At 33.0% G+C, this 26,669-nt stretch carries 29 protein-coding genes; 14 read left to right on the forward strand and 15 right to left on the reverse strand.

All coding sequences use genetic code 11. From position 1 onward, the window contains the following. Window positions 1-114: 114 nt before the first annotated feature. Window positions 115-774, forward strand: coding sequence for a SanA/YdcF family protein (locus L0669_RS02170; protein ID WP_263760973.1), 660 nt, complete (start codon window positions 115-117; stop codon window positions 772-774). A gap of 166 nt (window positions 775-940) precedes the next feature. Here L0669_RS02170 and L0669_RS02175 read toward each other — a convergent pair whose 3' ends face one another. The 3 genes from L0669_RS02175 to L0669_RS02185 all read right to left on the reverse strand — a co-directional run bounded on the left by L0669_RS02175 (window position 941) and on the right by L0669_RS02185 (window position 4,580). After that, window positions 941-2,203, reverse strand: coding sequence for a cation:proton antiporter (locus L0669_RS02175; protein WP_173972830.1), 1,263 nt, complete (start codon window positions 2,201-2,203; stop codon window positions 941-943). A 322-nt stretch (window positions 2,204-2,525) separates the two neighbouring features. Beyond that, window positions 2,526-4,019, reverse strand: coding sequence for a hypothetical protein (locus L0669_RS02180; RefSeq protein WP_263760975.1), 1,494 nt, complete (start codon window positions 4,017-4,019; stop codon window positions 2,526-2,528). 147 nt (window positions 4,020-4,166) lie between these two features. Beyond that, entirely contained in the window at window positions 4,167-4,580 is a 414-nt protein-coding gene (locus L0669_RS02185; RefSeq protein ID WP_173972828.1) for a DUF1842 domain-containing protein, read from the reverse strand. 356 nt (window positions 4,581-4,936) lie between these two features. Here L0669_RS02185 and L0669_RS02190 point away from each other — a divergent pair, with 356 nt between their 5' ends. The 7 genes from L0669_RS02190 (at window position 4,937) to L0669_RS02220 (ending at window position 10,062) form a co-directional block, all read left to right on the forward strand. Further along, window positions 4,937-5,440 carry a GbsR/MarR family transcriptional regulator gene (locus L0669_RS02190; protein WP_263760977.1) on the forward strand — a complete coding sequence of 168 codons (504 nt, stop codon included), beginning with the start codon at window positions 4,937-4,939 and terminating at the stop codon, window positions 5,438-5,440. Window positions 5,441-5,495: 55 nt separating this feature from the next. Then, window positions 5,496-5,840, forward strand: a complete 345-nt coding sequence (locus L0669_RS02195) for a hypothetical protein (protein WP_263760979.1) — start codon at window positions 5,496-5,498, stop codon at window positions 5,838-5,840. Continuing rightward, window positions 5,837-6,598, forward strand: a complete 762-nt coding sequence (locus L0669_RS02200) for a YqjF family protein (protein WP_263760981.1) — start codon at window positions 5,837-5,839, stop codon at window positions 6,596-6,598. Before L0669_RS02195 ends, L0669_RS02200 begins: the two co-directional genes overlap by 4 nt. A gap of 214 nt (window positions 6,599-6,812) precedes the next feature. Next, window positions 6,813-7,631 carry a thiol-disulfide oxidoreductase DCC family protein gene (locus L0669_RS02205; protein WP_263760983.1) on the forward strand — a complete coding sequence of 273 codons (819 nt, stop codon included), beginning with the start codon at window positions 6,813-6,815 and terminating at the stop codon, window positions 7,629-7,631. 59 nt (window positions 7,632-7,690) lie between these two features. Continuing rightward, a complete protein-coding gene (locus L0669_RS02210) occupies window positions 7,691-8,602 on the forward strand; it encodes a TIGR01777 family oxidoreductase (protein WP_263760986.1) in 912 nt (303 codons plus the stop codon). Between the two features lie 547 nt (window positions 8,603-9,149). After that, entirely contained in the window at window positions 9,150-9,605 is a 456-nt protein-coding gene (locus tag L0669_RS02215; RefSeq protein WP_263760988.1) for an SRPBCC family protein, read from the forward strand. A gap of 58 nt (window positions 9,606-9,663) precedes the next feature. Further along, window positions 9,664-10,062 carry a DUF1090 family protein gene (locus tag L0669_RS02220; RefSeq protein WP_173972574.1) on the forward strand — a complete coding sequence of 133 codons (399 nt, stop codon included), beginning with the start codon at window positions 9,664-9,666 and terminating at the stop codon, window positions 10,060-10,062. Between the two features lie 260 nt (window positions 10,063-10,322). On the opposite strand, the gene L0669_RS02225 is transcribed toward L0669_RS02220, so the two are convergent. Then, window positions 10,323-10,625, reverse strand: coding sequence for a hypothetical protein (locus L0669_RS02225; RefSeq protein ID WP_263760990.1), 303 nt, complete (start codon window positions 10,623-10,625; stop codon window positions 10,323-10,325). 121 nt (window positions 10,626-10,746) lie between these two features. Next, the gene (locus L0669_RS02230; RefSeq protein WP_263760992.1) at window positions 10,747-11,553 is read right to left on the reverse strand and encodes a UbiA prenyltransferase family protein; all 807 of its coding nucleotides are present in this window, start codon (window positions 11,551-11,553) and stop codon (window positions 10,747-10,749) included. Window positions 11,554-11,774: 221 nt separating this feature from the next. On the opposite strand from L0669_RS02230, the gene gcvP reads away from it, so the two are divergent. The 6 genes from gcvP (at window position 11,775) to L0669_RS02260 (ending at window position 19,698) form a co-directional block, all read left to right on the forward strand. Further along, window positions 11,775-14,624: an aminomethyl-transferring glycine dehydrogenase gene (gcvP, locus tag L0669_RS02235; RefSeq protein WP_263760994.1), complete on the forward strand. Its 2,850-nt coding sequence runs from the start codon at window positions 11,775-11,777 to the stop codon at window positions 14,622-14,624. 755 nt (window positions 14,625-15,379) lie between these two features. Further along, window positions 15,380-16,438, forward strand: coding sequence for a 3-oxoacyl-ACP synthase III family protein (locus tag L0669_RS02240; protein ID WP_263760996.1), 1,059 nt, complete (start codon window positions 15,380-15,382; stop codon window positions 16,436-16,438). A 161-nt stretch (window positions 16,439-16,599) separates the two neighbouring features. Next, window positions 16,600-17,127 (forward strand): methyltransferase, encoded by a 528-nt coding sequence (locus tag L0669_RS02245; RefSeq protein WP_173972579.1) that lies wholly within the window; start codon window positions 16,600-16,602, stop codon window positions 17,125-17,127. A 136-nt stretch (window positions 17,128-17,263) separates the two neighbouring features. Further along, window positions 17,264-18,112 carry a glycosyltransferase family 2 protein gene (locus tag L0669_RS02250; protein ID WP_263760998.1) on the forward strand — a complete coding sequence of 283 codons (849 nt, stop codon included), beginning with the start codon at window positions 17,264-17,266 and terminating at the stop codon, window positions 18,110-18,112. A 78-nt stretch (window positions 18,113-18,190) separates the two neighbouring features. Continuing rightward, the gene (locus L0669_RS02255; protein WP_072960475.1) at window positions 18,191-18,937 is read left to right on the forward strand and encodes an MlaE family ABC transporter permease; all 747 of its coding nucleotides are present in this window, start codon (window positions 18,191-18,193) and stop codon (window positions 18,935-18,937) included. After that, entirely contained in the window at window positions 18,937-19,698 is a 762-nt protein-coding gene (locus L0669_RS02260) for an ABC transporter ATP-binding protein (protein ID WP_263760999.1), read from the forward strand. The genes L0669_RS02255 and L0669_RS02260 overlap by 1 nt, the downstream gene beginning before the upstream one ends. A gap of 160 nt (window positions 19,699-19,858) precedes the next feature. Here the strand turns inward: L0669_RS02260 and L0669_RS02265 are convergent, their stop codons facing one another. From L0669_RS02265 to L0669_RS02310, 10 genes are all read right to left on the reverse strand, one after another. After that, complete coding sequence (locus L0669_RS02265) at window positions 19,859-20,461, reverse strand: SprT-like domain-containing protein (RefSeq protein ID WP_173972582.1); 603 nt, start codon at window positions 20,459-20,461, stop codon at window positions 19,859-19,861. Between the two features lie 80 nt (window positions 20,462-20,541). After that, window positions 20,542-21,219: an SDR family NAD(P)-dependent oxidoreductase gene (locus tag L0669_RS02270; RefSeq protein WP_263761001.1), complete on the reverse strand. Its 678-nt coding sequence runs from the start codon at window positions 21,217-21,219 to the stop codon at window positions 20,542-20,544. A 35-nt stretch (window positions 21,220-21,254) separates the two neighbouring features. Next, window positions 21,255-22,232 (reverse strand): M20/M25/M40 family metallo-hydrolase, encoded by a 978-nt coding sequence (locus L0669_RS02275; protein ID WP_263761003.1) that lies wholly within the window; start codon window positions 22,230-22,232, stop codon window positions 21,255-21,257. A gap of 29 nt (window positions 22,233-22,261) precedes the next feature. After that, the gene (locus L0669_RS02280; protein WP_263761005.1) at window positions 22,262-22,918 is read right to left on the reverse strand and encodes a hypothetical protein; all 657 of its coding nucleotides are present in this window, start codon (window positions 22,916-22,918) and stop codon (window positions 22,262-22,264) included. A gap of 2 nt (window positions 22,919-22,920) precedes the next feature. After that, window positions 22,921-23,955 (reverse strand): ATP-grasp domain-containing protein, encoded by a 1,035-nt coding sequence (locus L0669_RS02285; RefSeq protein ID WP_263761007.1) that lies wholly within the window; start codon window positions 23,953-23,955, stop codon window positions 22,921-22,923. 10 nt (window positions 23,956-23,965) lie between these two features. Next, complete coding sequence (locus L0669_RS02290) at window positions 23,966-24,676, reverse strand: NRDE family protein (RefSeq protein ID WP_263761009.1); 711 nt, start codon at window positions 24,674-24,676, stop codon at window positions 23,966-23,968. Continuing rightward, a complete protein-coding gene (locus L0669_RS02295; protein WP_173972588.1) occupies window positions 24,664-25,152 on the reverse strand; it encodes a DinB family protein in 489 nt (162 codons plus the stop codon). The genes L0669_RS02290 and L0669_RS02295 overlap by 13 nt, the downstream gene beginning before the upstream one ends. A gap of 2 nt (window positions 25,153-25,154) precedes the next feature. After that, window positions 25,155-25,541, reverse strand: a complete 387-nt coding sequence (locus L0669_RS02300; RefSeq protein WP_263761011.1) for a DoxX family membrane protein — start codon at window positions 25,539-25,541, stop codon at window positions 25,155-25,157. A gap of 8 nt (window positions 25,542-25,549) precedes the next feature. After that, window positions 25,550-26,008, reverse strand: a complete 459-nt coding sequence (locus tag L0669_RS02305; protein WP_263761013.1) for a YHS domain-containing (seleno)protein — start codon at window positions 26,006-26,008, stop codon at window positions 25,550-25,552. 6 nt (window positions 26,009-26,014) lie between these two features. Continuing rightward, entirely contained in the window at window positions 26,015-26,611 is a 597-nt protein-coding gene (locus L0669_RS02310; protein WP_263761015.1) for a peroxiredoxin-like family protein, read from the reverse strand. Window positions 26,612-26,669: the final 58 nt, after the last annotated feature.

Consider the following 26,669-nt stretch of genomic DNA (forward strand, 5'->3'; position numbering starts at 1 on the left):
ATATTAGATAATTAAAACCGACGTAGAAATACTTCGGTTTTTTTATTTGATTTTGCCAAACAATAAATTTAAGTATCTTCGTGTTTTTAAATCTTAATCTTACAAAAAAACAAATTGAAAAAATATTTTAAAATCTTCCTTTATCTCGTAATCATCGGATTAGTTACTATTGTTTTTATAAATTATTACGTGAAATCTTCGACCAAAAAAAACATTTATTATTCGATTAAAAGATTCCCTAAAAATGATGTGGGAATTATTTTTGGTGCCGGAATTAACGGAGATCAACCCAGTAAATATTTAAAGGACCGCCTTGATGCCGGAATTCTATTATACAAGGCAAACCGCATTAATAAAATTTTACTTTCGGGAGATAATGGCCGCGATGAATATGATGAATTAACGGTAATGAAAAATTACTGTTTCAATCACGGAGTTGATACCACCAAAATATTTATTGACTATGCAGGATTCGACACTTATTCAACTATGTATCGCGCGAAACATATTTTCAACATCAAAAGAGCAACTTTAATTTCTCAGGAATATCATTTAAACCGCGCTATTTATATCGGGCAAAAATTGGGGATTAAATCGGTTGGATATTCAGCAAATAATGGAGAATATCTCGGATATAAATATGTTACTTTTAGAGAATATGGTTCTATTTGTAAATCTTTTTTTGATGTTCTAAGAAATCGCGAGCCTCGCTTTTTGGGGACTCCAATTGATATTAATGGAGTTTCAAATTATTCTAAAGAAGACAAACGATAAAAACGATCGCGTAATTATATCGCTTCGCTGGAGCTTTTTGACATTTGGCAACGGAATTTGCTATAAATATTCTGCTCCGCTGGAGCAACTAAAAAGGGCTGACTCACTTTTGAGACAGCCCTTTTTCAATTTTAAAATAAAATCTTTACTCTATATTCTATTTTCTTTACTCTTTCTCTAAAACTCTATTCGCCAATTTCCCAACGCTTAGTCCCTGAACTACAATTGAAAATAAAACTACAATATAAGTTACTTCAAGCAATAGGTTTTTGTATTCACCTTCCGGCATAGAAAGTACTAGCGCAATAGAAACTCCACCGCGAATTCCACCCCAAACCAAAACCATTAAAGATCCTTTGCTATAAGCAGATCTAATACCGAAAATTTTAAAAATATCGAAGAATTGCCAAGGTAAAACGATAGAAGCGATTCTGGCGAATAACACAATAAAAATAGCCACAAAACCAGTTAATAATTGTTTGTTTAGATCCGGTAATAGCAATAACTCAAAACCAATAAACAAGAATAAAATAGCATTTAATATTTCATCGATAAGTTCCCAAAATTTACCCAAGTAATCTTTCGTTACTTCGCTCATAGCTACTTTTTTTCCGTAATTACCAATAATCAATCCTGCGACAACCATTGCCAACGGACTTGAAACGTGTAAACTTTGAGCAATCAGAAATCCTCCCATTACGATAGAAAGCGTTATTAGAACAGAAACTTTATAATCGTCGATTTTTTTCATAACCCTCGATGCGGTATATCCTAAAACAGCTCCTAATAAAAGTCCGCCAATTCCTTCTTTTGCAAATAACCATGCAATAGAACCAAAAGTCATATCAAAGGTCGGATCAGTTGCCATTTTTAAAACAACAGCAAACATTACAACTGCTACTCCATCATTAAATAAAGATTCACCAACAATTTTGGTTTCTATTCTTTTAGGCACTTTTGCTTGTTTTAAAACTCCCAATACCACGATTGGATCCGTTGGAGATATTAATGTTCCGAAAACCAGACAAAATATATACGGGATTTTTATTCCTAAAACAGGCGCGATATAATAAAGCAATACAGAAATAATTAATGCTGACAAGACAACGCTCACTGTAGAATAAATCATAATAGGAACTTTTTGTTCTTTAAGATCAGACATATTTACGTGTAGTGCACCGGCAAACAAAAGAAAATTCAACATAGCTCCCATTAAGATTTCATTGAAGTCGAATTCTTTTATTAATTCAAAGAAATGTTTTGTAGTATCCGGAAAATAAGAATCCCCTAAAAGACGAATTCCTACCGAAACTAACATGGCAATAATCATGATTCCAATAGTTCCCGGAAGCTTTAAAAATCTTAAATTTAAATAGGCGAAGAAAGAGGCCAATACAATTAGTATTGAAAAGGTGTAGTATAATTCCATAAATTTGATTTTTACAAAAATAAATTTCCATTATCTAATACAAAATTTCATTTCCTAAATTAACATAACTTTACAATTCTTAAATAACTTTAAAAGCATTAAAAGAAGGCAATAAATAAATCGAAAAGCCGAAGTAAAATCAAATTTACTTCAGCTTTTTTTTATGAATTTAATTAATTTTTGACTGTCTTAGGCTTTATTTATAAAACACTATTTTACAACTCTTCCTGATTTCTAAAATCACTTAATTCAATTTTGTTACTTATCCCTACTCATAAGCTTTTCGGGTTCCGCTTTGCATGATTTATTAAATAATTACAGCTTATTTTTTTTGCTTTTTCTCATTAATAAAATCTACCAGCTGTTGAGTTTTCAGTGCTTCTATTTCTTTAATACGTTTTGCACGTGAGTTATCTAAATTATTAGCATTTTTACCCGTAGCCACTAAAGATGGTTTAGTAAATAGTAAATAATCTCCAAATAAATGGCTCAAAAACAAAGGAGATTTTCCTGGCCTCTTTTTATCAAAATTTGCAGATTGATGACAAGAAAAACAATTTGCTAAGTTGCTATTGTTAATCTCATGAATATCTTCCTGAAAAGTCTGCGTGTAGGTTTCCATGGTAATGTTGGCCAGATTCACTGAACCTCTGGCTAACGAATCCGGAAGGGCACTTTCGATATCTTTTGTTACAATTGCTTTCTTTTGATTTTCAGAAGAAACTCCGTCAAAATCTAACCAGATAGAACCATTATAAAAATAATTTCTAAAAACATCCTTCAAATTAGATGCTACACATTTATTGATATCCTCAATATTATTAAAGTTAGCCGGTTCTGCCTGACTTGTAGCCATAAAAGCACCAGTGTTTAAATCCTTTGGCACACCATATTCGTAGAGAATAAATGCTTTGTTAGCAACAACCGGAGCAGTTGCACCTTTAAGCCATCTGATACCATCTATACCGCTGCTTGTTCCTTTTTCATAAAACAACATTTCATTTACTGCCTTTACAGAATTATGTTTCTTATCATAAACAGGCGCCATATCTTTGTGTTCAAAAGTTGCCCAGATAAATTCAGGGTGATTTTTTACAACTCCCACTACGTGCATACCTAATAAAGCAACGGTTTTTTGAACATATTGTCCTTTGCTGTTTTGAACAGCAGCTTTAGTAGTGAAATAATCTTGTTGCTGTGCTTTGGCAATTGCATCAATATTAATCCAGGAAGCTTTTAACTCTAAAGCACCAACCGGAAATGTCTCTAAATTAGAAACCGGTAATTTCCCGCCGTTGATTAAGGAAGCCATTAAAACTGCTTTGTCTTTTAAAAGTTTATTAATGTGAATGGAATAATAAACGGTATCTGCGACATTATTAAATTTAGGATTAGAACGCAAAACAGCACTAAAACCGGCTTGATTAATAGAACTCAACGCTAATTTTATACCCAATTGTGGCGCAACATCTTCCATTTGCGGACTAACTAAATCCAGAGAATCTAAAAAGAAAGGATTTCCGTTTGGCAATGGTTTTGTTACCCACAAAAACTTTTGCCATGACCATTGATGAAAATCACAATTTGTAGTGGTCTCACTATCAAACGGACTTCCGTCTCCTTCTTTTGGTGCCGGGGTTTGATCGTGAGGAAACCAACTGGTTTCGCAATCACATGCATCTGTTGAAGTACTCGCGTACGAAGTTTTAACTCCATCTTTATAAAGTCCGTTACTTTTATTAAAAAGAAACAACCATAAACCAACTGCTACTATAATAACAAGCAACAAACTAATAATAACGTATTTTTTTTTCATTTTTTATAGGTTTAATTATTCGGGGAGCGAGAAGATCTTTGTAACAAAAAAGACCGCCTTAACCAGGCGATCTTTTACATCAAAACTCTAATCGAGTGAGGATTTTTTTTGCTATCCTGTGAATTGTTTTTGGGGAGAATTTTATTTCTAAACCAACTCTTCTTTTAGATTTTTTACTGATGCTACCGGAACATTTTCTACAGTATGGTTGAAATATGAAAAACCTCCATTACCATTCCAAGCATTATCGATAGCCAAATGAGCATTGAAATTTGCTAAAAAAGAACCAATTGCAGGAGGAGGTACAGAGTGTACATATTGCCCTTGCAGACTAACTACCTGAGTAACATTTCCTATTCCTGTGGCATATATTTTTCCTGTTACTGAAACAACAATATGACTATCAGGACCTGGTATAGCCTGAGTAATTACTACTGTACCAGAAACAGAATGTTGTGATGGTACTACTACTAAACTAAATGTTGCGATTGGAGCACCTGGTGTTCCTACATTTCCGATTGTGCCTTTTGCTAAATAAGCACCTGCTAATAATTCTGACATAACTTGTTGATTTAGGTTTCCTACTCATAAGGCTTTTCGGGGACGCCTCGTTTTTTTTAGTGGTTTCTGCTCCAACTTTTTAATCTGTTAATGAAATTATTTAGCGTTTAAAAAACTCCTGAATAATACATTTGGGGTGATTTTCTATTTCAAAGCTATATCAAATAAAAAGGCTTAATTATTAAAATGATACAGAATGGAATTTATTGGTTATGAATGAGATAATAAATGACACAGAATAATTTAGCGCGTAAAAACACCTATTTTATCCCATTTTAAAAAGAAATAATCCACCTTTCATAATTAAACTTTCATTTATTTTTGAAAGTTTAAAAACTTTTGCTTACATTTGATCCATGGAATTCAAAGAAGCAAAAAATAAGTTTGTACAAACCTGGGGAGCGTTAGGTTCTCAATGGGGAATTAATAAAACGATGGCACAAATCCACGCTTTATTAATGGTCTCGAACGAACCTGTTTCTATGGAAGACATCATGGAAGAATTGCAAATTTCACGCGGAAATACCAGCATGAATCTAAAAGCTTTAATGGATTGGGGAATTGTATATAAAGAATACAAAGCCGGAGAAAGAAAAGAGTTTTTTACTGCCGAAAAAGATTTAGACGAACTGGCTGTAAAAATTTCAAGAGAAAGAAGCAAAAGAGAAATTAAACCTACGCTTAAAATTTTAAAAGAAGTTTCTTCGATTGATGCTAACAATTCGGCTGAAGAAAAACACTTTGTTGATCAAACTTCTAAATTATATGATTTTGTTTTAAAAGCAGATAATATGTTAGATAAAATGACTGAATTTAATGATAACTGGTTAGGTAAATTGGTTATAAAAATGATGAAGTAAAAAAATTCAATTCAAACTTTCATTTTTTTCTGAAAGTTTAAAACAAATGATAACTATGAAAACTATAAATAACCTTAATTATTTTTTTGTTGGATTTCCTTTCATTTTAATTGCTCTTGGTTTTTCAAATAATCAAGCTTTTGGCGAGTTAGCAGGTTATGGTTTATTTTTTAGCATCTTAACCGGATTATTTCAGGTTACAATTGGTGGATGCATGTTATTTGACGAACCTAAAAACAAATATCTTCAATTGTACATTCTTGGGGTTGTTTTTTATTTTGTTATGATTTGCATCAACCCTTTTTCATCTCATGATTTCAAAACTTATTTCGTAATTGGAATACCTACAATACTGGCATTTTATCTTTCATTATTAATCTATAAAAAAGCATACCAATGAATTTCTTAAAAGCAGAATGGAAAAATTTAGCACTTTTTAATTATGAAGTTGATGCTAGAATCTTAGAGAAATATCTTCCGGCAGGAACTGAAATAGATTTTTGGAATGACAAATGTTATGTAAGTCTGGTTGGATTTATGTTTGAAAACACGAAAGTTTTAGGATTAAAAGTTCCGTTTCATATCGATTTTGAAGAAGTCAATTTGAGATTCTACGTAAAACGTTTTGAAAACGGCGAATGGAAACGAGGCGTTGTTTTTATTAAAGAAATTGTTCCTAAAAGCGCCATCACTTTTGTTGCCAATACTTTGTATCAGGAACATTATGAAACTCAGAAAATGAGACATGAAGTAATCGAAAAAAAAGATAGCAGTACTTTTATTTATCAATGGGAAAATGATCAAAAGTGGAATACGATTCAAATAGAAACTAAAAAGAATCCTGTAGCAATTGAGATTGATTCTGAAGCTGAATTTATTACAGAGCATTATTTTGGTTATACTAAAATAGACCCAGAAACTACTTTCGAATATGAAGTTCAACATCCGAGATGGGAACAATTCGAAGTTTTAAATTACAATATTGATATTGACTTTAATAAAACATACGGAACTGATTTTGAATTTCTTCAAACTACAAAACCAACTTCAGTTTTCTTAGCGAAAGGCTCTGAAATTGTGGTTAAGAATAAAAAGAAACTAAAATCAGCCGCGTTGGGTGTAGTAAATAAAAATATCATTAAACACATAGAAACATAGATTTAATCTTTTTGAAAAAGTAAATCAAAAAGAAACTAGTTTCTCACACATAGCTATGTTTGTTAATGCAAGTGAAACGCCTTTACTGACTTCAATAATTCTATGTTTCTATGTGTTAAAAACAATTACAGTCAAAAGTTTAAATCAATTTCTCTAGTCGAAAAAACACATCATTAAACCCCAATTCATTTCATAATCTTTAAAACCAAAAATCATGAAAACGCTCGAAAACCAAACTTTGCTTTATGATGAAGATTGCCCACTTTGCAGTTTATACACAACTGGATTTGTAAAAAGTGGTATGCTGGATGAAAATGGAAGAAAATCATATTGTCAACTATCTGACGAAGAACAAAATTTTGTAGACTTAAAACGTGCGCCAAACGAAATTGCTTTGGTAGATAACAAAACAAAAACTGTTACTTACGGAATTGATAGTTTAATAAAAGTGATTGGATTTTCTTTTCCGTTAATTGAAAAAATAGCGACTATCAAGCCCATACATTATATTCTTAGAAAAATGTATTCTTTTGTTTCTTATAATAGAAAGGTAATAATTCCCGGAAATGTAAAGGAAGAAAACAAACTACAATGTGTTCCGGATTTCAATTACAAATATCGTTTTCTTTTTATCGGATTTGCCTTAACGATAACGACTTTTGTTTTATTTGAATATTCTAATTTGATTCCTGTTTTGCCCAAAACAAGTATCGCTAGAGAAGTTGCTTTGGCATTTGGTCAAATCGTTTTTCAAAGCTTGTTTATTTTAAATTTCAATAAACAAACTATCATCAATTATGCAGGAAATTTAATGACCGTTTCTTTAATGGGTTCTTTGATTTTATTGCCAATTTTAATTGTAAGTCAGTTGATAATTATTCCTGCAATTATCATTTTAGGTTGGTTTGCGATAACTGTTCTGATCATGTTTGCAGAACATTTTAGAAGAATTAAAATTCTAAAACTTCCCTATTATCTTTGTTATACATGGATACTTTATCGAATTCTTGCTTTATTTTTTATTCTTAATTAACCTCTCGAAAACCTGACGGGTTTTAAAAACCCGTCAGGTTTAGCGCAAAAAATATAAAAATGAAAAAACTTATTATAGCAGCCGGAACCGGTTTTTTAGGACAGGTTTTAGTGAATCAATTCAAAAATAAATTTGAAGAAATTGTGATTCTAACCCGGGGAAAATCTCAAACCATCGACGGAATAAAATATGTAAATTGGAATGCCAGAACTTTTTCTGGTTGGGAAAATGAATTAGAAAATGCCACTGTTTTAATAAACCTTGCAGGAAAATCTGTGGATTGCCGATATACCAAAGCAAACAAACAAGAGATTTTATTATCTCGTATCGAAAGTACCAAGATTCTTAACAAAGCGGTTTTAAATTGTAAAAACCCACCTAAACATTGGCTGAATTCATCTACCTCAACTATTTATAGATTTTCATTAGACAAACAAATGGATGAAGTTGATGGCGAAATTGGAAATGACTTTTCTATTAATGTGGCTCTTTCTTGGGAAAAAGCTTTTTTTAAGACTGAAACTCCAAATACTTTAAAAACAGCTTTGCGAACTTCTATAGTATTAGGGAAAAATGGAGGTGCTTTTATTCCGCTTAAGACTTTGGCAAAAATAGGTTTTGGAGGAAAACAAGGAAAAGGAAATCAGTTTATAAGCTGGATTCATGAAGATGATTTCGCCAATGCAATTGATTTTATTATTGAGAAAGAAATTACCGGCGTCATAAATATTGTTTCTCCGCAACCAATTCGCAATGCTGATTTTATGCAAAAACTTAGAAAAGCAGTTGGTTTTCCTTTCGGGATTCCGATGAATGCTTATCTACTAGAAATTGGATCTTTCTTTATTCGAACAGAAACTGAATTGGTTTTAAAAAGCAGAAATGTAATTCCGAAAAGACTTTTGGATAATGGATTTGAATTTAAGTTTGGGGATATTGATAAGGCTTTTGAAAACTTACTAAGAAAATGAATTCTATTTTTCTCTTAAGACATTGGATTTTTACATTATTGTTGGGACCAATCATCTTTTCAATAATAAATGGATATAGTGCTAATTGGAGCTCAAGAAATTTTTCTGATTTTTTTCAACTATATCCATTTATGGTAATTATAGGATTACTTTTCTCCTTACCAACTTATCTTTTATATATTTTCATTACTACTGTTTTAAAAAACAAAAACATAAAAATAGTTCATGAAAAAACAATATTAATCATATTCGTAATAAGCGGAGTTTTTATAACTACAGCGCTTATAAATGGAACTGTGTGGTTTGACCTTGCGATTTCGTATTCACTTTCCTCTATTATTGCAACATTCTTTTTTACAATATATTTTAAAAATGATAAAGGATAGGTATAGCAATATCTTGTACTAATTAATAAATATTTCACCCCGCTGGGGCTCGACAATTTTTACTGCATATTTCTACAAATATATCGTCCCTCTGGGACTTGAATTTACCCGTCAAAAATTCTTATGTATTATTCCGGCGGAGTAAAATATTCTAACTAATTATGACAACAATAAATCTCACCACAAAAATAAAAGCATCGAAACAAATCGTTTTTGATGCTTCACGAGACATAGATATTCATCAGCAATCAGCGAGTAAGACTAGTGAAGTGGCTATTGCCGGAATAACTTCTGGCCTAATCAATTTAAACGAAACGGTAACCTGGCGCGGTAAACATTTTGGGATTTATCTCACGCACAAAAGCCGAATTACCGTAATGAACTTTTATGATTATTTTGTCGATGAAATGGAAGAAGGAAAATTCAAATTCTTTAAGCATGAACATTTTTTTGAAGAACAAAATGGTATTACGATCTTGAACGATAAAATGCAATATGAAACTCCGTTTGGAATTTTTGGTAAAGTATTTGATTCTTTATTTTTAAAGAAGCATTTAATACAGTTTCTTTTAGAGAGAAATAAAATACTGAAAGAAGTATCTGAAAAACAGATTTAAAATAATTTTCTTACTTTTATAAGTATTCCAACCATTGTAAATCATTAAAAATAAACTTATGACTTTAAAAACTAAAATTTTATCGATAGCATTCTTCGCCATTTCTTTTATAGGATTTGCACAGAGTAATTGTGCAACTTTAAAAGGATGTGAAAGAAAATTATGCGAGCTGAATACGAAATTGGTCGCTGCTAAAAAAGCCGGTAATCAAAACCAAATAAAGGGAGTTGAAGAAGCTATTTCGAAAACTAAGAAAAACTGTACAACTAAAACCGTAACTAACGATCTTGACAAAAAGGTAAAAGAAAAGCAACAAAAAGTTAAGGAAAGAACAGACGATCTTAACAAAGCAATTAAAGATCAGGAAAGCAAAGAAAAAATTGCTAAGAAAAGAAAAAAACTAGATGAAGCTAAAGCTGATTTGAATAAAGCATTGGCGGAGCAGAAAACGAAATAATTATTTTAAAATTTTTCTCTCGCAGATTGGGCAGATTCTATTATAAATCTCTCTTTTTAAAAATAAATTTTCTTGTTTTATGGTTGCGTGAGGGATAGAAGCGGATAGCCCACAGCCTGACGAAGGAAGTGCGAGGACTTGCAGCGGATAGCCCGACCCGGAGGGACACGCCCAAAATAACATTTTAAATATCTTCATAAAAAACCCGATGTTCAAAACAACATCGGGTTTTTTATTATGCATTGAAAGAGAATTATATATTAAATGTCTTCTCTATTGGTAGCCTTCATTACAAAAGTAAAATACAAAAAAACGGTAAGGGTATTGATAAATAAATGCTCAAGAAAAACATAAATACTCATTGGAGGCATAAACCAGCTAAAAACGCAAGTCCCAAAATATGCACTTAGATAAAGCATTGTTTTTTGATAGAAGATTACAATTTTTTTATTGATGTGAAACAACAAAAACAGCCATAAAATCAATTTATTATTTAGCGCCATCGCAAAAACCAAAGAAAAAGCACAAACGAATATGGTAACGCCAAAGTAAGACTCAATCATAAGAGGCCAAATAAAACAGATGAAGAAATTCCATCCAAAAAACAAGGCCAGAAATTGCAAAAAAGTAAATTTAAATCTTAAAAAGTATATGTTTTCTTCCATAAAATATCATGAGTACAATTTATAAAAATACCATCATTAACCACCAAAAAATGGGGACGCTCTCGACCCAGAAAGAAGTGTAATATCTGGATCTGTTGGTATTGGCAAAGAAAATAAAAAGCATTAATGTTACGACCATTATAAGATTGATGATAAGATCGTGAACTGTGAAGGACAAAATACCAACAATCCAAAATGGGACTAAAAGCGAAAAGCCTAGAATTTTAGTGCGCTTTACGCCTATGGTTTGCGGAACGGTTTTGAGATGCGGATCGTCATTGGCCAAATCGAGGATTTCGAAAACCAGAATTAAAACAAAAACCAGTACAAAACGCTGAATGCATTTGGTATAAAAGTTTGCCGTAAACGGAATTTCGGCATTTATATAAGGTAAAACCAAGGTGGCTCCTACCCAGCAAAGTGCCACAATGTATATTTTTACTCCGGCCCAGTTTCGGGCATTTTTTTTATTGGGAAAAAACGGAAGTGTATAAAGTGCGGTGATGGCAAAAATGATGACAGAAACAACTTGTGTAATTCGCTTGAGATGGAAGAAATAATAGCCAACTAAAACGAGTGAAATTAGACTTAATGCAGCGATAATTTTTAATTGTTTTGTCATTGGTTTTTTCCTTACCCGAACCCATGCATCATATTTAACAAAATTATACCCCACAATTGTTCCAAAAAAAACGAACAACGCCATTGACTCATCGTATTGAATATGAAACATATGAAACGTTATTCGTACCAAAGCATAACATGATAAAGCCACATGAATGCTGCTATTGAGGTAAAAATCGAATATCTGTTTTAGTAGTTTCATTCTTTAAATCTAATCAATTATTAACAAATCAACTCTTTAGTTGTAAATTTCATAAAAATTGAAGTTAAAAATACCTATTAAATTATTAATAATACTTAATTTTGCGCCACAAAAAAACAACACATTTACTATAAAATGTAATAAACCTTGTGTTACACTTGATTAAGTCAAAGAAGATACATCGCGAATTGCATTGCCCTTAAAAAATTAGATAGCTACAAATGAGAACAGATGCTTTTGCTTTAAGACACATTGGCCCAAGAGAAACAGATCTTCAACACATGTTACAAACCATTGGGGTTGAATCGATCGAACAACTTGTTTACGAAACCCTTCCGGATGATATTCGTTTAAAAGCACCTTTGAATTTGGATCCTGCAATGACAGAATACGAATTTGCAAATCATATTCAGGAATTAGGGAAGAAAAATAAAGTATTCAAATCATACATTGGTTTGGGTTATCACCCTACTATCGTTCCTGCTCCTATTCAGAGAAATATTTTCGAAAATCCAGGATGGTATACAGCTTATACGCCTTATCAGGCAGAAATTGCTCAAGGTCGTCTTGAAGCAATTTTAAATTTCCAGACTACTGTTATTGAACTTACAGGAATGGAAATTGCAAACGCTTCTTTACTTGATGAAGGAACTGCTGCTGCCGAAGCTATGGCTTTGTTATTTGATGTTCGTACTCGTGATCAAAAGAAAAACAATACAAACAAATTCTTCGTTTCTGAAGAAATTTTACCTCAAACGTTATCCGTACTTCAAACACGTTCAACTCCTATCGGGATTGAATTAGTTGTTGGTAACCACGAAAACTTTGATTTTTCTAATGAGTTCTTCGGAGCCATTTTACAATACCCAGGAAAATACGGTCAGGTAAACGATTATAGTGCTTTTGTTGCTAAAGCAAAAGAAAACGAAATCAAAGTTGCCTTTGCTGCTGATATTTTATCATTAGCCACTTTAACTTCTCCGGGAGAAATGGGAGCTGCAGTAGTAGTTGGAACTTCACAACGTTTTGGTGTACCAATGGGTTACGGTGGTCCTCATGCTGCATTTTTTGCTACTAAAGACGAATACAAACGATCTATGCCAGGTCGTATTATTGGAGTTTCTATTGATGTAAACGGAAACCGTGCTTTACGTATGGCGTTAGGAACTCGTGAGCAGCACATTAAACGTGAAAAAGCAACTTCAAATATTTGTACTGCTCAGGTTTTACTTGCGGTTATGGCCGGAATGTACGCTGTTTACCACGGACCAAAAGGATTACAATATATTGCAAACAAAGTTCACGCATCGGCAGTTACTACTGCTGAAGCTTTAAATAAATTAGGTGTTTTTCAAACCAATACAGCTTACTTTGATACTATTTTAGTAAAAGCAGATGCTCAAAAAGTAAAAGCGATTGCGGAGAAAAACGAAGTAAACTTCTTTTATGTAGATGCTGATACGATTTCTATTTCATTAAATGAAACGACTTCAATTAACGACATCAACCAAATTATTGCCATTTTTGCTGAGGCTTTAGGAAAAGAAACTTTCACCGTTGCTGAATTATCTGCTACAAGTCAGTTACCTGCTTCATTAGAAAGAACGTCGCCTTTCTTAACGCATGATGTATTCAACAATCATCATTCAGAAAGTCAGATCATGCGTTACATCAAAAAATTAGAGCGTAAAGATTTATCATTGAATCATTCGATGATTTCATTAGGTTCTTGTACGATGAAATTAAACGCAGCTTCAGAAATGTTGCCTTTATCAATGCCAAACTGGAACAGTATTCACCCATTTGCACCAGTAGAACAAGCTGAAGGTTATATTACAATGCTTAAAAAATTAGAGCAACAATTAAATGTAATTACAGGATTTGCCGGAACAACATTACAACCAAATTCTGGAGCTCAGGGAGAATATGCTGGTTTAATGGCGATTCGTGCTTACCACTTATCTAGAAACGAAGGTCACCGTAATGTATGTTTAATTCCTTCATCAGCTCACGGAACCAATCCTGCTTCTGCAGCTATGGCCGGAATGAAAATCATCGTTACTAAAACTACTCCTGAAGGAAACATCGACGTAGAAGATTTAAGAGAAAAAGCGATTGAGCACAAAGATGATTTATCTTGTTTAATGGTAACTTATCCATCTACTCACGGAGTTTTCGAATCTTCGATTATCGAAATCACAAAATTAATCCACGATAATGGCGGATTAGTATATATGGATGGCGCAAACATGAATGCGCAAGTTGGATTAACAAATCCTGCTACAATTGGTGCCGACGTTTGTCACTTAAACTTACACAAAACATTCGCTATTCCTCACGGTGGCGGCGGACCTGGAGTTGGACCAATTTGTGTAAACGAAAAATTAGTTCCGTTTTTACCAACTAACCCAATCCTTAAAGTAGGTGGCGAACAAGCCATTACAGCAATTTCATCTGCACCTTACGGATCAGCTTTAGTATGTTTAATCTCTTACGGTTACATCACAATGATGGGAGCTGAAGGATTAAAAAGTGCTACAGAACACGCTATCTTGAATGCTAACTACATGAAATCTCGTTTCGAAGGACACTACCCAATTCTTTATACTGGAGAATGCGGAAGAGCAGCTCACGAAATGATTTTAGATTGTCGTTCATTCAAAGAAAACGGAATCGAAGTGGGTGATATCGCAAAACGTTTGATGGATTACGGTTTCCACGCTCCTACGGTTTCTTTCCCTGTAGCTGGAACTTTAATGATCGAACCAACTGAATCTGAAGATTTAGCAGAATTAGATCGTTTTTGTGATGCTCTTATTTCAATCAGAAAAGAAATTGAAGTTGCAACAGCCGATGATAAAAACAACGTATTGAAAAATGCACCACATACCTTGGCAATGTTAACAACTGACAATTGGGATTTCCCTTATACAAGAGAAAAAGCGGCTTATCCATTAGACTACATCGCCGAAAATAAATTCTGGCCATCAGTTCGTCGTGTAGACGATGCTTACGGTGACAGAAACTTAGTTTGTAGCTGTGCTCCAATTGAAGCTTACATGGAAAACTAAAAATCAGTTTTCTAATATTATATCCAAACCCGACAGGTCTTTAAACTTGTCGGGTTTATTTTTTGTTTCAGTTTTCAAATTCAGCATAACGTAAAAATTGAAAACTGAACCAAAAATCTAAAATCAGAAATCTAAAATCTAAAATTTTAATCTGGGCGTGCCATTAAGTTAAGCTATTTTAGATTGTGTTCCATCGGAACACCTCATCGGTAGAAAAAAAATGCATCGTGAGAAACATCGTCCCATTGGGACGTTTGAGAAATTGTATAGATAATCTGTATAAAATCAAACGTTCCTTCGGAACGTGAAAAAACGCGGTATTTATTGGGCTACCAATGAAATGTTCCTATGGAACAAAAACAAAAATGAGATATTGTCCTTAATAAATTGTACAATTAGATTTTTCCTTAATTTAACGATCTTGCCTCATATCCTCACGCAAAAATTTACATTAACGCCTACAAAACTTTAAAATAAAACTTAAGGTTTTCTAATTTTTAACACTTTTTGAAACTTCGGCTTTATTTATAACAAAACACCAAAAAGCTTTAACATTCTTCCGAAAAAAAATATGTCAAAAAACAAAACTCAAACGTTTGAAATCTCGGTTAAAGTCAAATTTCATTAAAAAATTAACAATAAATCCTATAAATATTTATTATTTCACAATTATATGCATGCATAGTATTTTTTATGATAGTTATCATGATTTTATTTATACTTTAGCAATAAATTTATCGGATAATTACTGAATAATGAAAATAAAAATAATTGGTATAGGAAGTTATATTCCAAATAAAGAAGTAAGCAATACAGACTTTGGTGATCACGTTTTTCTAAATGAGGACGGAACTCCTTTTGCTTATCCTAATGAAGTTGTAATTAAAAAATTCAAAGGTATTACCGGAATCGAAAACCGTCGTTATGCCGAAGATCAACATACCTCATCTGATTTAGCCTTTTTTGCTGCCGAAAGAGCACTTGAAAACGCTAAAATCGATCGCGAAACATTAGACTACATCATATTTGCGCATAACTTTGGCGATGTAAAATCCGGAACAAATCAATCGGATATTTTGCCAAGTTTAGCAACACGTGTTAAAAATAAACTAGACATTAAAAATCCTAAATGTGTAGCTTACGATATTCTTTTTGGATGTCCGGGCTGGATCGAAGGAGTTTTGCAAGCCAATGCTTTTATCAAATCAGGCATGGCAAAACGTGTTATGGTAATTGGAGCTGAAACGCTATCAAGAGTTGTAGACGATCACGATCGTGATTCTATGATTTATTCTGATGGTGCCGGAGTTTCAATTATTGAAGCTTCTGATGACGAAGCAGGTTTATTATCTTACGAAAGTGCCACTTTTGCCAATGATGAAGCTAACTTTTTATTCTTCGGAAAATCATACAACCCAGATTTAGATCCAGACATTAAATACATTAAAATGTACGGTCGTAAAATCTACGAATTTGCCTTAAGCCAGGTTCCTTGTGCGATGAAAAGTTGTTTAGACAAAAGCGGAATCGGAATTGATGAAGTGAAGAAAATCCTTATTCATCAAGCCAACGAAAAAATGGACGAAGCCATCATTGCCCGTTTTTACAAACTATACGATAAAACCGCTCCTGAAAACATTATGCCAATGAGTATTCATGATTTAGGAAACAGCAGCGTTGCAACTGTACCAACTTTGTACGACTTATTGATACAGGGAAAACTAGAAAATCACGAAATTAACAAAGGCGATGTTGTCATTTTTGCTTCGGTTGGAGCAGGAATGAATGTGAATGCATTTGTATATCGATACTAGTCGCAGCTTACAGTCACAGTATTCAGTTTAGAAGACTGTAAACTGAGACTGTAAACTGAAAAACTAAAAAGTCCGCATCTTAATAGTGCGGACTTTTTTAGTATATTTGCGACCTAATTATAAAATCAAGAACGAGAGATTGTTTCGTTCCTCGCAACGCTATGTACGAAAAAACGTTTCCGAATAAAAGATTCAAACTTACCTTAGAGTTTTTACAAAAACACGTTAAAACATCAGAGACTATTTTTGATTTTGGTGTACCAAATCCGTTTTCTAAAATAATGGAAGAAAATGGTTATACCGTAAAAAACACAAAAGGCGAAGATTTAGACAACGATCAAACAGCGCTACAAACCGAAGATTATACCGTTTTTACTGCATTCGAAATTTTCGAGCATTTGCTAAATCCATATACCATTCTACAAAACGTAAAATGCGATAAGTTGTTAATTTCAATTCCGTTGCGTTTATGGTTTTCTCCGGCATATCGTTCAAAAACAGATATGTGGGACAGACATTACCACGAATTTGAAGATTGGCAATTAGACTGGCTTTTAGAAAAAACAGGCTGGAAAATAACCGATCGCCAAAAATTTACACATCCAGTAAAAAAGTTTGGTTTCAGACCCTTATTAAGATATTTCACTCCAAGATATTACATCGTTGTTGCGGAGAAAATAAAAGCATAAATAATAAATTCCAATATTTAAATTCCAAATTCCAATTTTAACCACATCGGTAAGATTGGAATTTGGAATTTTAGAAGATTGCGATTTATTCTCAAGATTTGGAATTTTTAAAAAATTGGGATTTAATTAAAAAAACATGAAGTATTATATCGTTATTCCCGCGCACAACGAGCAAGATCTAATTGGTCTGACTTTGCAATCCTTAGTTTCTCAAACTGTTTTGCCATCAAAAGTTGTGGTTGTAAACGACAATTCGACTGATAAAACAGAAGAAGTGGTTTTGGGATTCGCAAAAGAAAATCCGTTTATATCTGTTGTCAATAAAACTTCAGACGCGATTCATATGCCAGGAAGTAAAGTCATTCAGGCTTTCCAAAAAGGTTTTGAAACACTGGATTCTGATTATGATATTATTGTAAAGATAGATGGCGATTTAATTTTTCCGCCTAATTATTTTGAAACGATTATAAAACATTTTGAATCTGATCCAAAAGTTGGAATGGTTGGAGGATTTTGCTACATCGAAAAAAATGGCGACTGGGTATTAGAAAACTTAACCGATAAAGATCATATTCGCGGTGCATTAAAAGCATATCGAAAAGCAACTTATCAGCAAATTGGCGGTTTACGACCAGCAATGGGCTGGGATACGGTAGACGAATTACTTTGCAAATATTATGACTGGAAAATAGTGACAGACGAATCTTTGCATGTAAAACACCTTAAACCAACAGGTGCCAATTACAATAAAACGGCCCGTTATAAACAAGGAGAAGCTTTTTATACTATAGGTTACGGTTTTTGGATTACCGCAATTGCATCGGCAAAATTGGCGATGATGAAGAAAAAACCATTTTTATTTTTAGACTATATAAGAGGTTTTTGGAAAGCAAAAAGAGCTAAAACACCTTTATTAGTTACACCCGAACAAGCTAAATTTATAAGAAATTACCGTTTTCAGAAAATGAAACAGAAGCTTTTTTAGTTTTTAAAACTTAAAAAACTGTAAAGTGAAACTGTAAACTGTAAACTAATCCTTAATTTAGCCAATATTACTAAAATTATGATGCTAATCCGTTATATATCTCAACTAGGAAGATATTTTTTAATGCTGAAAGAAATTTTTAACAAACAGACAAAATGGTCTGTGATGAAAAAATTGATTTTTAAAGAAATCGATGATTTAATAATCGACTCTCTGGGCATTGTTTGTTTTATCTCTTTTTTTATTGGAGGAGTTGTTGCCATTCAAACTGCATTAAACTTAACTAATCCATTAATTCCAAAATACTTAATTGGTTTTGCTACACGTCAATCTGTGATTTTAGAGTTTGCTCCTACCTTTATTTCGGTAATTATGGCCGGAAAAATGGGATCTTATATCACCTCTAGTATTGGTACAATGCGTGTTACAGAACAAATTGATGCTTTAGAAGTTATGGGGGTTAATTCATTAAACTACTTGGTTTTCCCTAAAATAGTAGCTTTATTAATGTATCCTTTTGTAATTGGTATTAGTATGTTCCTTGGTATTTTTGGTGGATGGCTTGCTTGTGCTTACGGAGGATTTTCAACAAGTGAAGATTTTATTCAGGGAGCTCAAATGGAATTTATTCCTTTTCATATTACATACGCTTTTATTAAAACCTTAATATTCGCAATGTTATTGGCTACAATTCCGTCTTTTCACGGATATTACATGAAAGGTGGAGCATTAGAAGTTGGTAAAGCAAGTACAGTATCATTTGTATGGACATCTGTTTGTATCATTCTTTTTAATTACATATTAACTCAATTATTATTAGGATAATGATAGAAGTAAAAAACATAGAAAAATCATTTGGTGACAGTAAAGTTTTAAAAGGGGTTTCGACCGTTTTTGAAACCGGAAAAACCAACTTAATTATAGGACAAAGTGGATCCGGGAAAACCGTTTTATTAAAAACTTTGTTAGGTATTCATACTCCAGATTCAGGAACAATCGAATTTGACGGTAGAGTTTACTCAGAATTAGATCCAGACGAAAAAAGGGAATTAAGAACTGAAATTGGAATGGTTTTTCAAGGAAGTGCTTTATTTGATTCGATGACTGTTGAAGAAAATGTGGCTTTCCCGTTGAAAATGTTTACCAACGATAACAACGCTAAGATTCAGGAACGTGTTGATTTTGTTTTAGAGCGTGTTAACTTAGTTGATGCACATAAAAAATTACCTTCTGAAATTTCCGGAGGTATGCAAAAGCGTGTAGCGATTGCTCGTGCAATTGTAAATAACCCGAAATATTTATTTTGCGATGAACCTAACTCAGGTTTAGACCCGAATACCTCGACATTGATCGATAATTTGATTAAAGAAATCACTGAGGAATACAATATCACCACCGTAATTAATACGCACGATATGAACTCGGTAATGGAAATTGGTGAGAATATCGTCTTCTTAAAAAAAGGAGTAAAAGCATGGCAAGGAACTAAAGAAGAAATCTTTAGAACTGATAATAAAGATATCGTGAAATTTGTTTACTCTTCAAACTTATTCAAAAAAGTGAGAGAAGCTTATTTAAAGGGATAAAATTCCAATATTTTAAATTCCAAATTCCAATTCTGGAAGAACTCAATAAAAAAAATTCCAAATTCCAACTGCATCAGTTTTGGAATTTGGAATTTTTTATTTAGAATTTCCTTTCTACGGTTGGAATTTGGAATTTAAAATATTGGGATTTTCATCAGCCTTACTGTAAATTTATCAACTCTACCTCAGCATTTGGATTAAACAAATAGGTCTTTCCTGAGCTTATTTCGATACATTCAAAACGTTTGGTTCTAACGGCTAACTTCTTGAATATTTTTCCATTTTGAATTCTGAATACACTTCCGTACGGAATTTCAAAAACATAATTTTTATCATTTTGCGCATCGTATTGCTTTAAAGCCAATGATAAAGTAGTATCAGTATCACTACTCGCAGATGGATTCTTAAAATGCCTTGCTAACAAGGGCAACAATTGCCCCGGGAAAATCTCCGGACGAATAAACGGAATCATCATGCGTTGAAACGTATGTTTCCATTCATTTCCGTGCGGTTTTATTTTTCGTCCGAACCTTTCAAATGCCACCAAATGCGAAATCTCATGAATTAACGTAATCAAAAAACGATACTTATTTAAACTGGCATTTACCGTGATTTCATGTTTACCACTTGGGCCTCTCCTATAATCTCCATGACGCGTCTGGCGTTCATTTACGATTTTAAGATGAACCTGATTGGCAACAATCAAATCAAAGACAGGCTTTACAGCATGTTCAGGTATATATCTTGCTAATGTTTCGATCAATTTAAGTTAGATGTTATTTGTTAAACGTTAGAAGTTTTCTACAATTGGAATTTGGATTTTATTTTTTGGAATTTTTAAATTTATGGATTCGTCGAAGAAACTTCCAACACTTTTCCGTTAAAATATTTATTTCCGTTAAGGGTAAAATCATAAATATAATTTGCCATTCCTTCTGCAGAAATTGGCGCCTGATAACCTGGGAAAGCTTCATTTAGCATTTCGGTCTGAACAGAACCCAGAGCCAGAACATTAAACGAAATTCCTTGTTCTTTGTATTCTTCTGCCAATAATTCAGTTAAAGTAATTACGGCTCCTTTACTTGAACTATAAGCGGCTAATCCTGCAAATTTAAGACTTCCTCTTACACCACCAATTGAGCTAATGGTTACGACATGACTTCCTTTTTGAAGATAAGGCAAACAAATTCTGGTAAGATTCGCTACCGCAAAAACATTCACTTTATAAATACTTTCAAAATCAGCCTGAGTAGTTTCTGCAAAAGGCTTCAATAATAAAGCTCCAGCATTATGAACTACGGCATCAACTTTTTTCCAGGTTGATGATAAAAACTTATCTACTTCTGTCAAAGCTGTTTCATCTGCCAAATCTATCGAAAGGCAAGTAATGTTTTGATGTTCTAAAAGTGTTTGAGGTATTTTTCTGGAAATGGCTAAAACCTGATTTCCGGCATTAGCAAATTGTAATGCTAATTCGTAACCAATTCCCCGACTGGTTCCGGTAACAATAATATTTTTCATAAAGCAAAAATAAGCAAAACCTATATAAAGACCGGTTATTTATTCATTGTAATTTCCTGTGTAGGCGAAGTCGTAATTTTTGTCACCGCCGGTAAAAACTCCTGAATAAAAGCAGTCATGTGCGGAATATCCATTAACTTAAATTCATCCGAAACATGATGATAAAATTCAAAATTTTCAAAATCGAAAGTACTTATAGACTGACATGGTTTTTTGAATGCTTCATAAAACGAATAATTATCAGATCTGTAAAACAATTGATATTCGGCTTCTTTTGGTAAAAAACCAATCGTCTTTTTCCCCGTATATTCATTAATTTTCTCTGCCATATTCGATTTATCAAAACCAGTAATGTAAGCCAGATAATCACGTTTCATTGGTACACCAATCATTTCGATGTTCAATTGTGCGTATAAATTGAAGTTTTGTTGCTTTAGTTTTTGCACCAGGCTTTTAGATCCTAATAAACCTTTTTCCTCTCCTGCAAAAAACACAAAAAGTATACTGCGTTTATTTGCTTTTGTTTCGCTAAAATATTTTGCCATTTCTGCAACGGCAGTTACTCCGGATGCATCATCGTTGGCTCCGTTATTGATCATATCGTCTTGTTTGTTTTTCTCTAAACCAATATGATCATAATGCGCGCTTAAAACCACAAATTCTTTTTTAAGTACAGGATCTGTTCCTTCCAAAACTCCAACAATATTAAAGGCCGGCGATTTGAAGTTGGTAAGCGTATCACGATAAGAACTAAAGTATGGCTTTACTTTATTTTTCTTTAAGAAATCTTCTAAAAAAACTGCTGCTTTTTCGATTCCTTTTGTTCCGGTTTCTCGCCCTTCTAACTCATCTGAAGAAAGGTATTTCAGAAAATCTGAAACGTCATTTTGTTTGACTTGATAGGTAATTTCAAGTGGCTTTGAAACTGATTTCGAACTCTTGTCATTTACCGCTGTGGGATTCGACTTGCAGGCTAAGAAAACTAACGGAATAAGAAAATAAAGTCTTTTCATGAATGAAAATTTTAGTTAGACTTTAGAACTTATATCTCTAAAGCCGGTCGTTTAAAATATTTTTTATACACTTTAAATACCTGAAAACTTCCTAAAAAAACAAAAAGCAACGGAATAAAAACAGGCATTAAATACTTTGAAAAATGACTTGATTTTTGAAAAAGAGTCTGCAAAAGTACAATGAGACTAAACATTCCTAAAAAAACGCCTATCAAAGTTCCTGCAATATAATAATATTTTAACTTTCTTTCTATTGTAATAAACTTTCCGTTAAGCAAATATAGATTCCAACTGGTCCAGAAAGGGAGTTGCAAGAAATTTAAACAATTTAAAACCACGCCAATTACAAATGGCGAATACATCAAATACTCTTGCAGATAATTGTTTGATTTACTTGTTTGGTGAAAATTAAAATAAAAAAAGAAGGCCAAACCAAACATAAAAACAATCGCAAAAAAATCGATTACTTTCATCAATCGCTTGTTTTCGATAAGTCGTTTGGCAAAAAGTAACGTAAAATAAATTACAAAAGTCTCGACAAAAACAACTCCAAACAAAAAGAAAACCAAATTATGAAGTCCTGATTTTGAATAGATTTCAAGTCCTGCTAAGTTTAAATATCCCAACGGAATTGAACCCAGAAAACTTATCAGAAATCCTATCGAAATATTTTTTATTCTTTTCATTTTTAAAAATTCATGATTTTATTGTTTTGCGCCAAATGCAATCTGTACTCGCGCATTCCGTCTTTGTGATCTAAATACGGAACGCCCATTTTATGATTTTGAACACTAATTTCATACATATAAGTAATGTGCCTTGCCAGTTCTTTCCAGGCAAACCAAACTGAATGTTTAGGATCATAGATATGAGTCGGTTCGCTTGCAGCCCCGTTGAGTTCTACAATCTGAAAATTCTCTCCGCGTTCTAATTCTTCAAAAGTATTGTACATGATATCAAAACGTCCAAAATAGAATTCAGGAATCTGAGTTGCAATTTCATTAATCGTCGCGGTAAGTTTTGGTGTAATCAAATGGCTGCCATCGAGAAATTTTGCACCTCGCGCATGATTCCCAAACGGAACTAAATTCTTTACTTCGCCTTTCTTTAGAATTTGGTATAATTGATCCCCGTATTCTTCTTTTAAAGATTCAAGCTGAAACTGAAATCGTGGTGTTTTATAAATTAATTCTTCAATAGTCGAAATTCCGTCACCAATAACATTCAGGAATTCTTTAGAAACAATTCCCGTAATTTTCCCTTCTTTTTGAAGCGGATGGCGCACATAAAAAATACCTACTTCTTGTTTAAACGGGATTAAATCTTGTATTAAAAAATCGAAACTTGCTTTTTCAGCATATTCTCTTAATTCAGAAACCGTTTTGATTTTTTTTACGCCAGAACCACGCAAACCAATATCAGGCTTTGCGATAAACGGAAAATAAATTTGTTTTTCGACTACTATATCAACTATCGCCTTCAAATTGGTATTTTCCCGAATCAGAATAGTTTTGGGATAATACTTTTTAGGAAGTAAATCATAAATCTTTTTTTTACTTTCCATAATAAATCCGCCATTCTTAATTTGTGGATTAGAGGCATTAAAGAAAAAAATCGATCTGGCTTTGATCGCATAATACGCCCAAAGAAAATAAATAGGAACATACAAAACCTGAAACGGCCAATATTCCCAATTGGTGATTTTATGAAAAAGTAGTTTCATCTTTATTTATTTAAATACTAATAAAAGAGGTCGAAAAATCCTGTGCATTTACCAAATCATAATATTGCATCGTTCCTTTATTTTGTTGAATTATTGCCTGCGTAACGCTTAAAGTTTTCAAGGTGTTTTCTCTATTAATAACCAATCCGTTTTCTGAATCTTCGCGTTTGGTATTTTGATGAAAACTCAACATTTCTGTAGCCGAGATTTCCTTTTTATCCTGTAAAAAATCAACAAACCACGAAGCTCTTTCCTTTCGAACCGCAGCTGAATATAAAGTAACCGACGACCAAATATGGTTTTGAAATTCGTCTAATGGTCTCGTTCTTTTTTCTAAACCATCCCAAATTAATTCATACAACATCGAATCCTGAAACAAAATCAGTGTAAAAGGCTCAATATCTTCCAGATTAATTTGTTGCCAAAAATCTTTTGGCGAAGCATCAGCAATAATATCCAAAGCAATTAGACCGCGGCTCTTTCGATAAGAAAACTTCGGCTTATGTTTTTCAATTCCGCCATTTAGGAGAACTACAACATTTCCGTATTCGTCTATCGCAAACCAGGTTCCTCCGGCTTTTGAATCTTTTGGGTAGGTAATGTTCTTGCCTTTATGTAAATAATTTCTAGGTGAAATCGCTTCAGGGCGAATTACTTTTTCGTCCCGATTTGAAGTTATAATGACAACTCCATTCGTATTAATATAACTTACTGTACACATTGTTTTCTATATTCTATAGTCGAGCGCGCTACGCCAAAATTTTCATTAATCGAAATATTTTCAAATGGCAAAACAGCCACTTTTATCAAAGCCTGATGATGAATACAATGCTCCATATTATAAAGCAATTCTCTATAATAACTACTTTGAATCCTGATGGCAAGTCCGTCGATTATTTGTTCCAGATAAAGCGTTTTGTTTTCACTTTTTAATCCTGATTTTATCTCGATAATGCATTGTTTCGCAAATTCGGTTTCAGTTTGAATTTGGGTATTTCTATCACGATTATCATAATTTAAAACCCCAAAATCATAACCATTTTCAAGACATTGAAACATCTCGATAATATGTCTGGTGTGTTCACCAATCGTTGCGCCGCTTAAAGCTTCGCAAGATTTTGAATATTGCTGATCAGACAACTGATCTAATAGATAAATTAATTCATCTAAACTATAACGTATTGATTTTAGTAACATGGCTATTTGAAATTTAGAAGATTAAACAATTTGTTTTTATTGAAGTAAAGCAATCCTAAGCAACATAATAAAGTAATAACGGCTAGTAAAAACAGAAATCCTCCGTCATTTTCTACCACTATTCCCAACACCAATAAATGGGATAAAATAGCGCCAATCATTATTCCGGATCCGCCTAAAGCACCAATCCATGTGGTTTTTGGAATTAAAATTAAAACCGCCACAATAAGTTCTGCAATTCCTGAACCAATTCTTCCGTAAGGTTCTGCTCCCAAAGCCGAGAAAATATAAATACTTTCTGCAGCTCCGCTGAATTTAAAAAACAAGGTCTGCAACAAAATTCCCGCAGCAACAATTCTTAGAATCCAGATTGTATTTTCTGTTTTCATGACGACCTTTATTTATATGTTTTTTTCCAGTTATTGTCGGCCTTAGTTTTAAGGTTGGTCTGATCCTTGTTCCAACTTTTTAAGGTATTATTAAAGTATGCATTGTAAAACAAGTACAGTTTGCCGTCGATAATCTTAAAGGTTTCCGGGTTTATTTCGACCTTTTCTCCCGCGCTTCCCATTGCATAAGCACACCATCCTCCGTATTGAGGTTCGTATTTTGAAGGATTTTTTAAGAATGCCTCTTTATTTTCGGTTGATGAAAATTTATAAACCACACCCTGATAAGATGTTGTGAATTCCTTTTTCCCTTTAATGGCTTTTCCATCAGTAAAATACCCAACAGGATCATATCCCTGAATGGCAACTTTATTTTCTAAATTGTATTGTTCTATTCTTTTGGCATCATTTTGAGCAAATGAAGTACCTGAAATCAAAATCAGCACCAATAATACTAGCTTTTTCATCTTATTTTATTTGATAGTTTTTAATACTGAAACAAGTAATTCGTTTGTTATGCGATGCTTAAAATCAGGCGAAATGTATTCGAATAAAATAGCGCTTTCCGGGTTTACCACAAAAACTGACGGAACAGGCAATAAACTCGTATTCATCCCTTTAGAATGTACGTTAATTACAGATTTATAGTTTTCCGGGGCTTCAAAAGCAATACCTACTGCTTTTATTAATTCTCCTTTTGAGTCAGAAAGCAATGTATATTTTACTTTATCGGTTGCTTCTGTAACTTTTAAGTTCTCCGGAGCATCAGGACTTATGGCTATAATTTGATATCCCAAATCAAGAATCTTTTTTTCGGCTTCAGCCAAAGCCTGCAAATGTGCATTGCAATAAGGACACCACCCTCCACGATAAAAAACTAAAACTGTTTTTTTCTTTTTAAATAAATCAGCAAGTTGGACCTCTTTATTATCTGATGTTTGTAAAGTAACATTGGGAATTTTTTCTCCTATTAATAAAGGAGCAATATCTGTGGCCGTTTTAGGAACAGCATTTTGCGAATGAGCAACAGAAGTTATGGTTGCTAAAACAATAAAAAGTAATTTTTTCATAATTTAATATTTTACATCTTTTTGATGATGTAAAATTATTGTACTATGAAAAAGCAAA

The sequence above is a fragment of the Flavobacterium bizetiae genome (genome assembly GCF_024271895.1).
Classification (GTDB): Bacteria; Bacteroidota; Bacteroidia; order Flavobacteriales; family Flavobacteriaceae; genus Flavobacterium; species Flavobacterium bizetiae.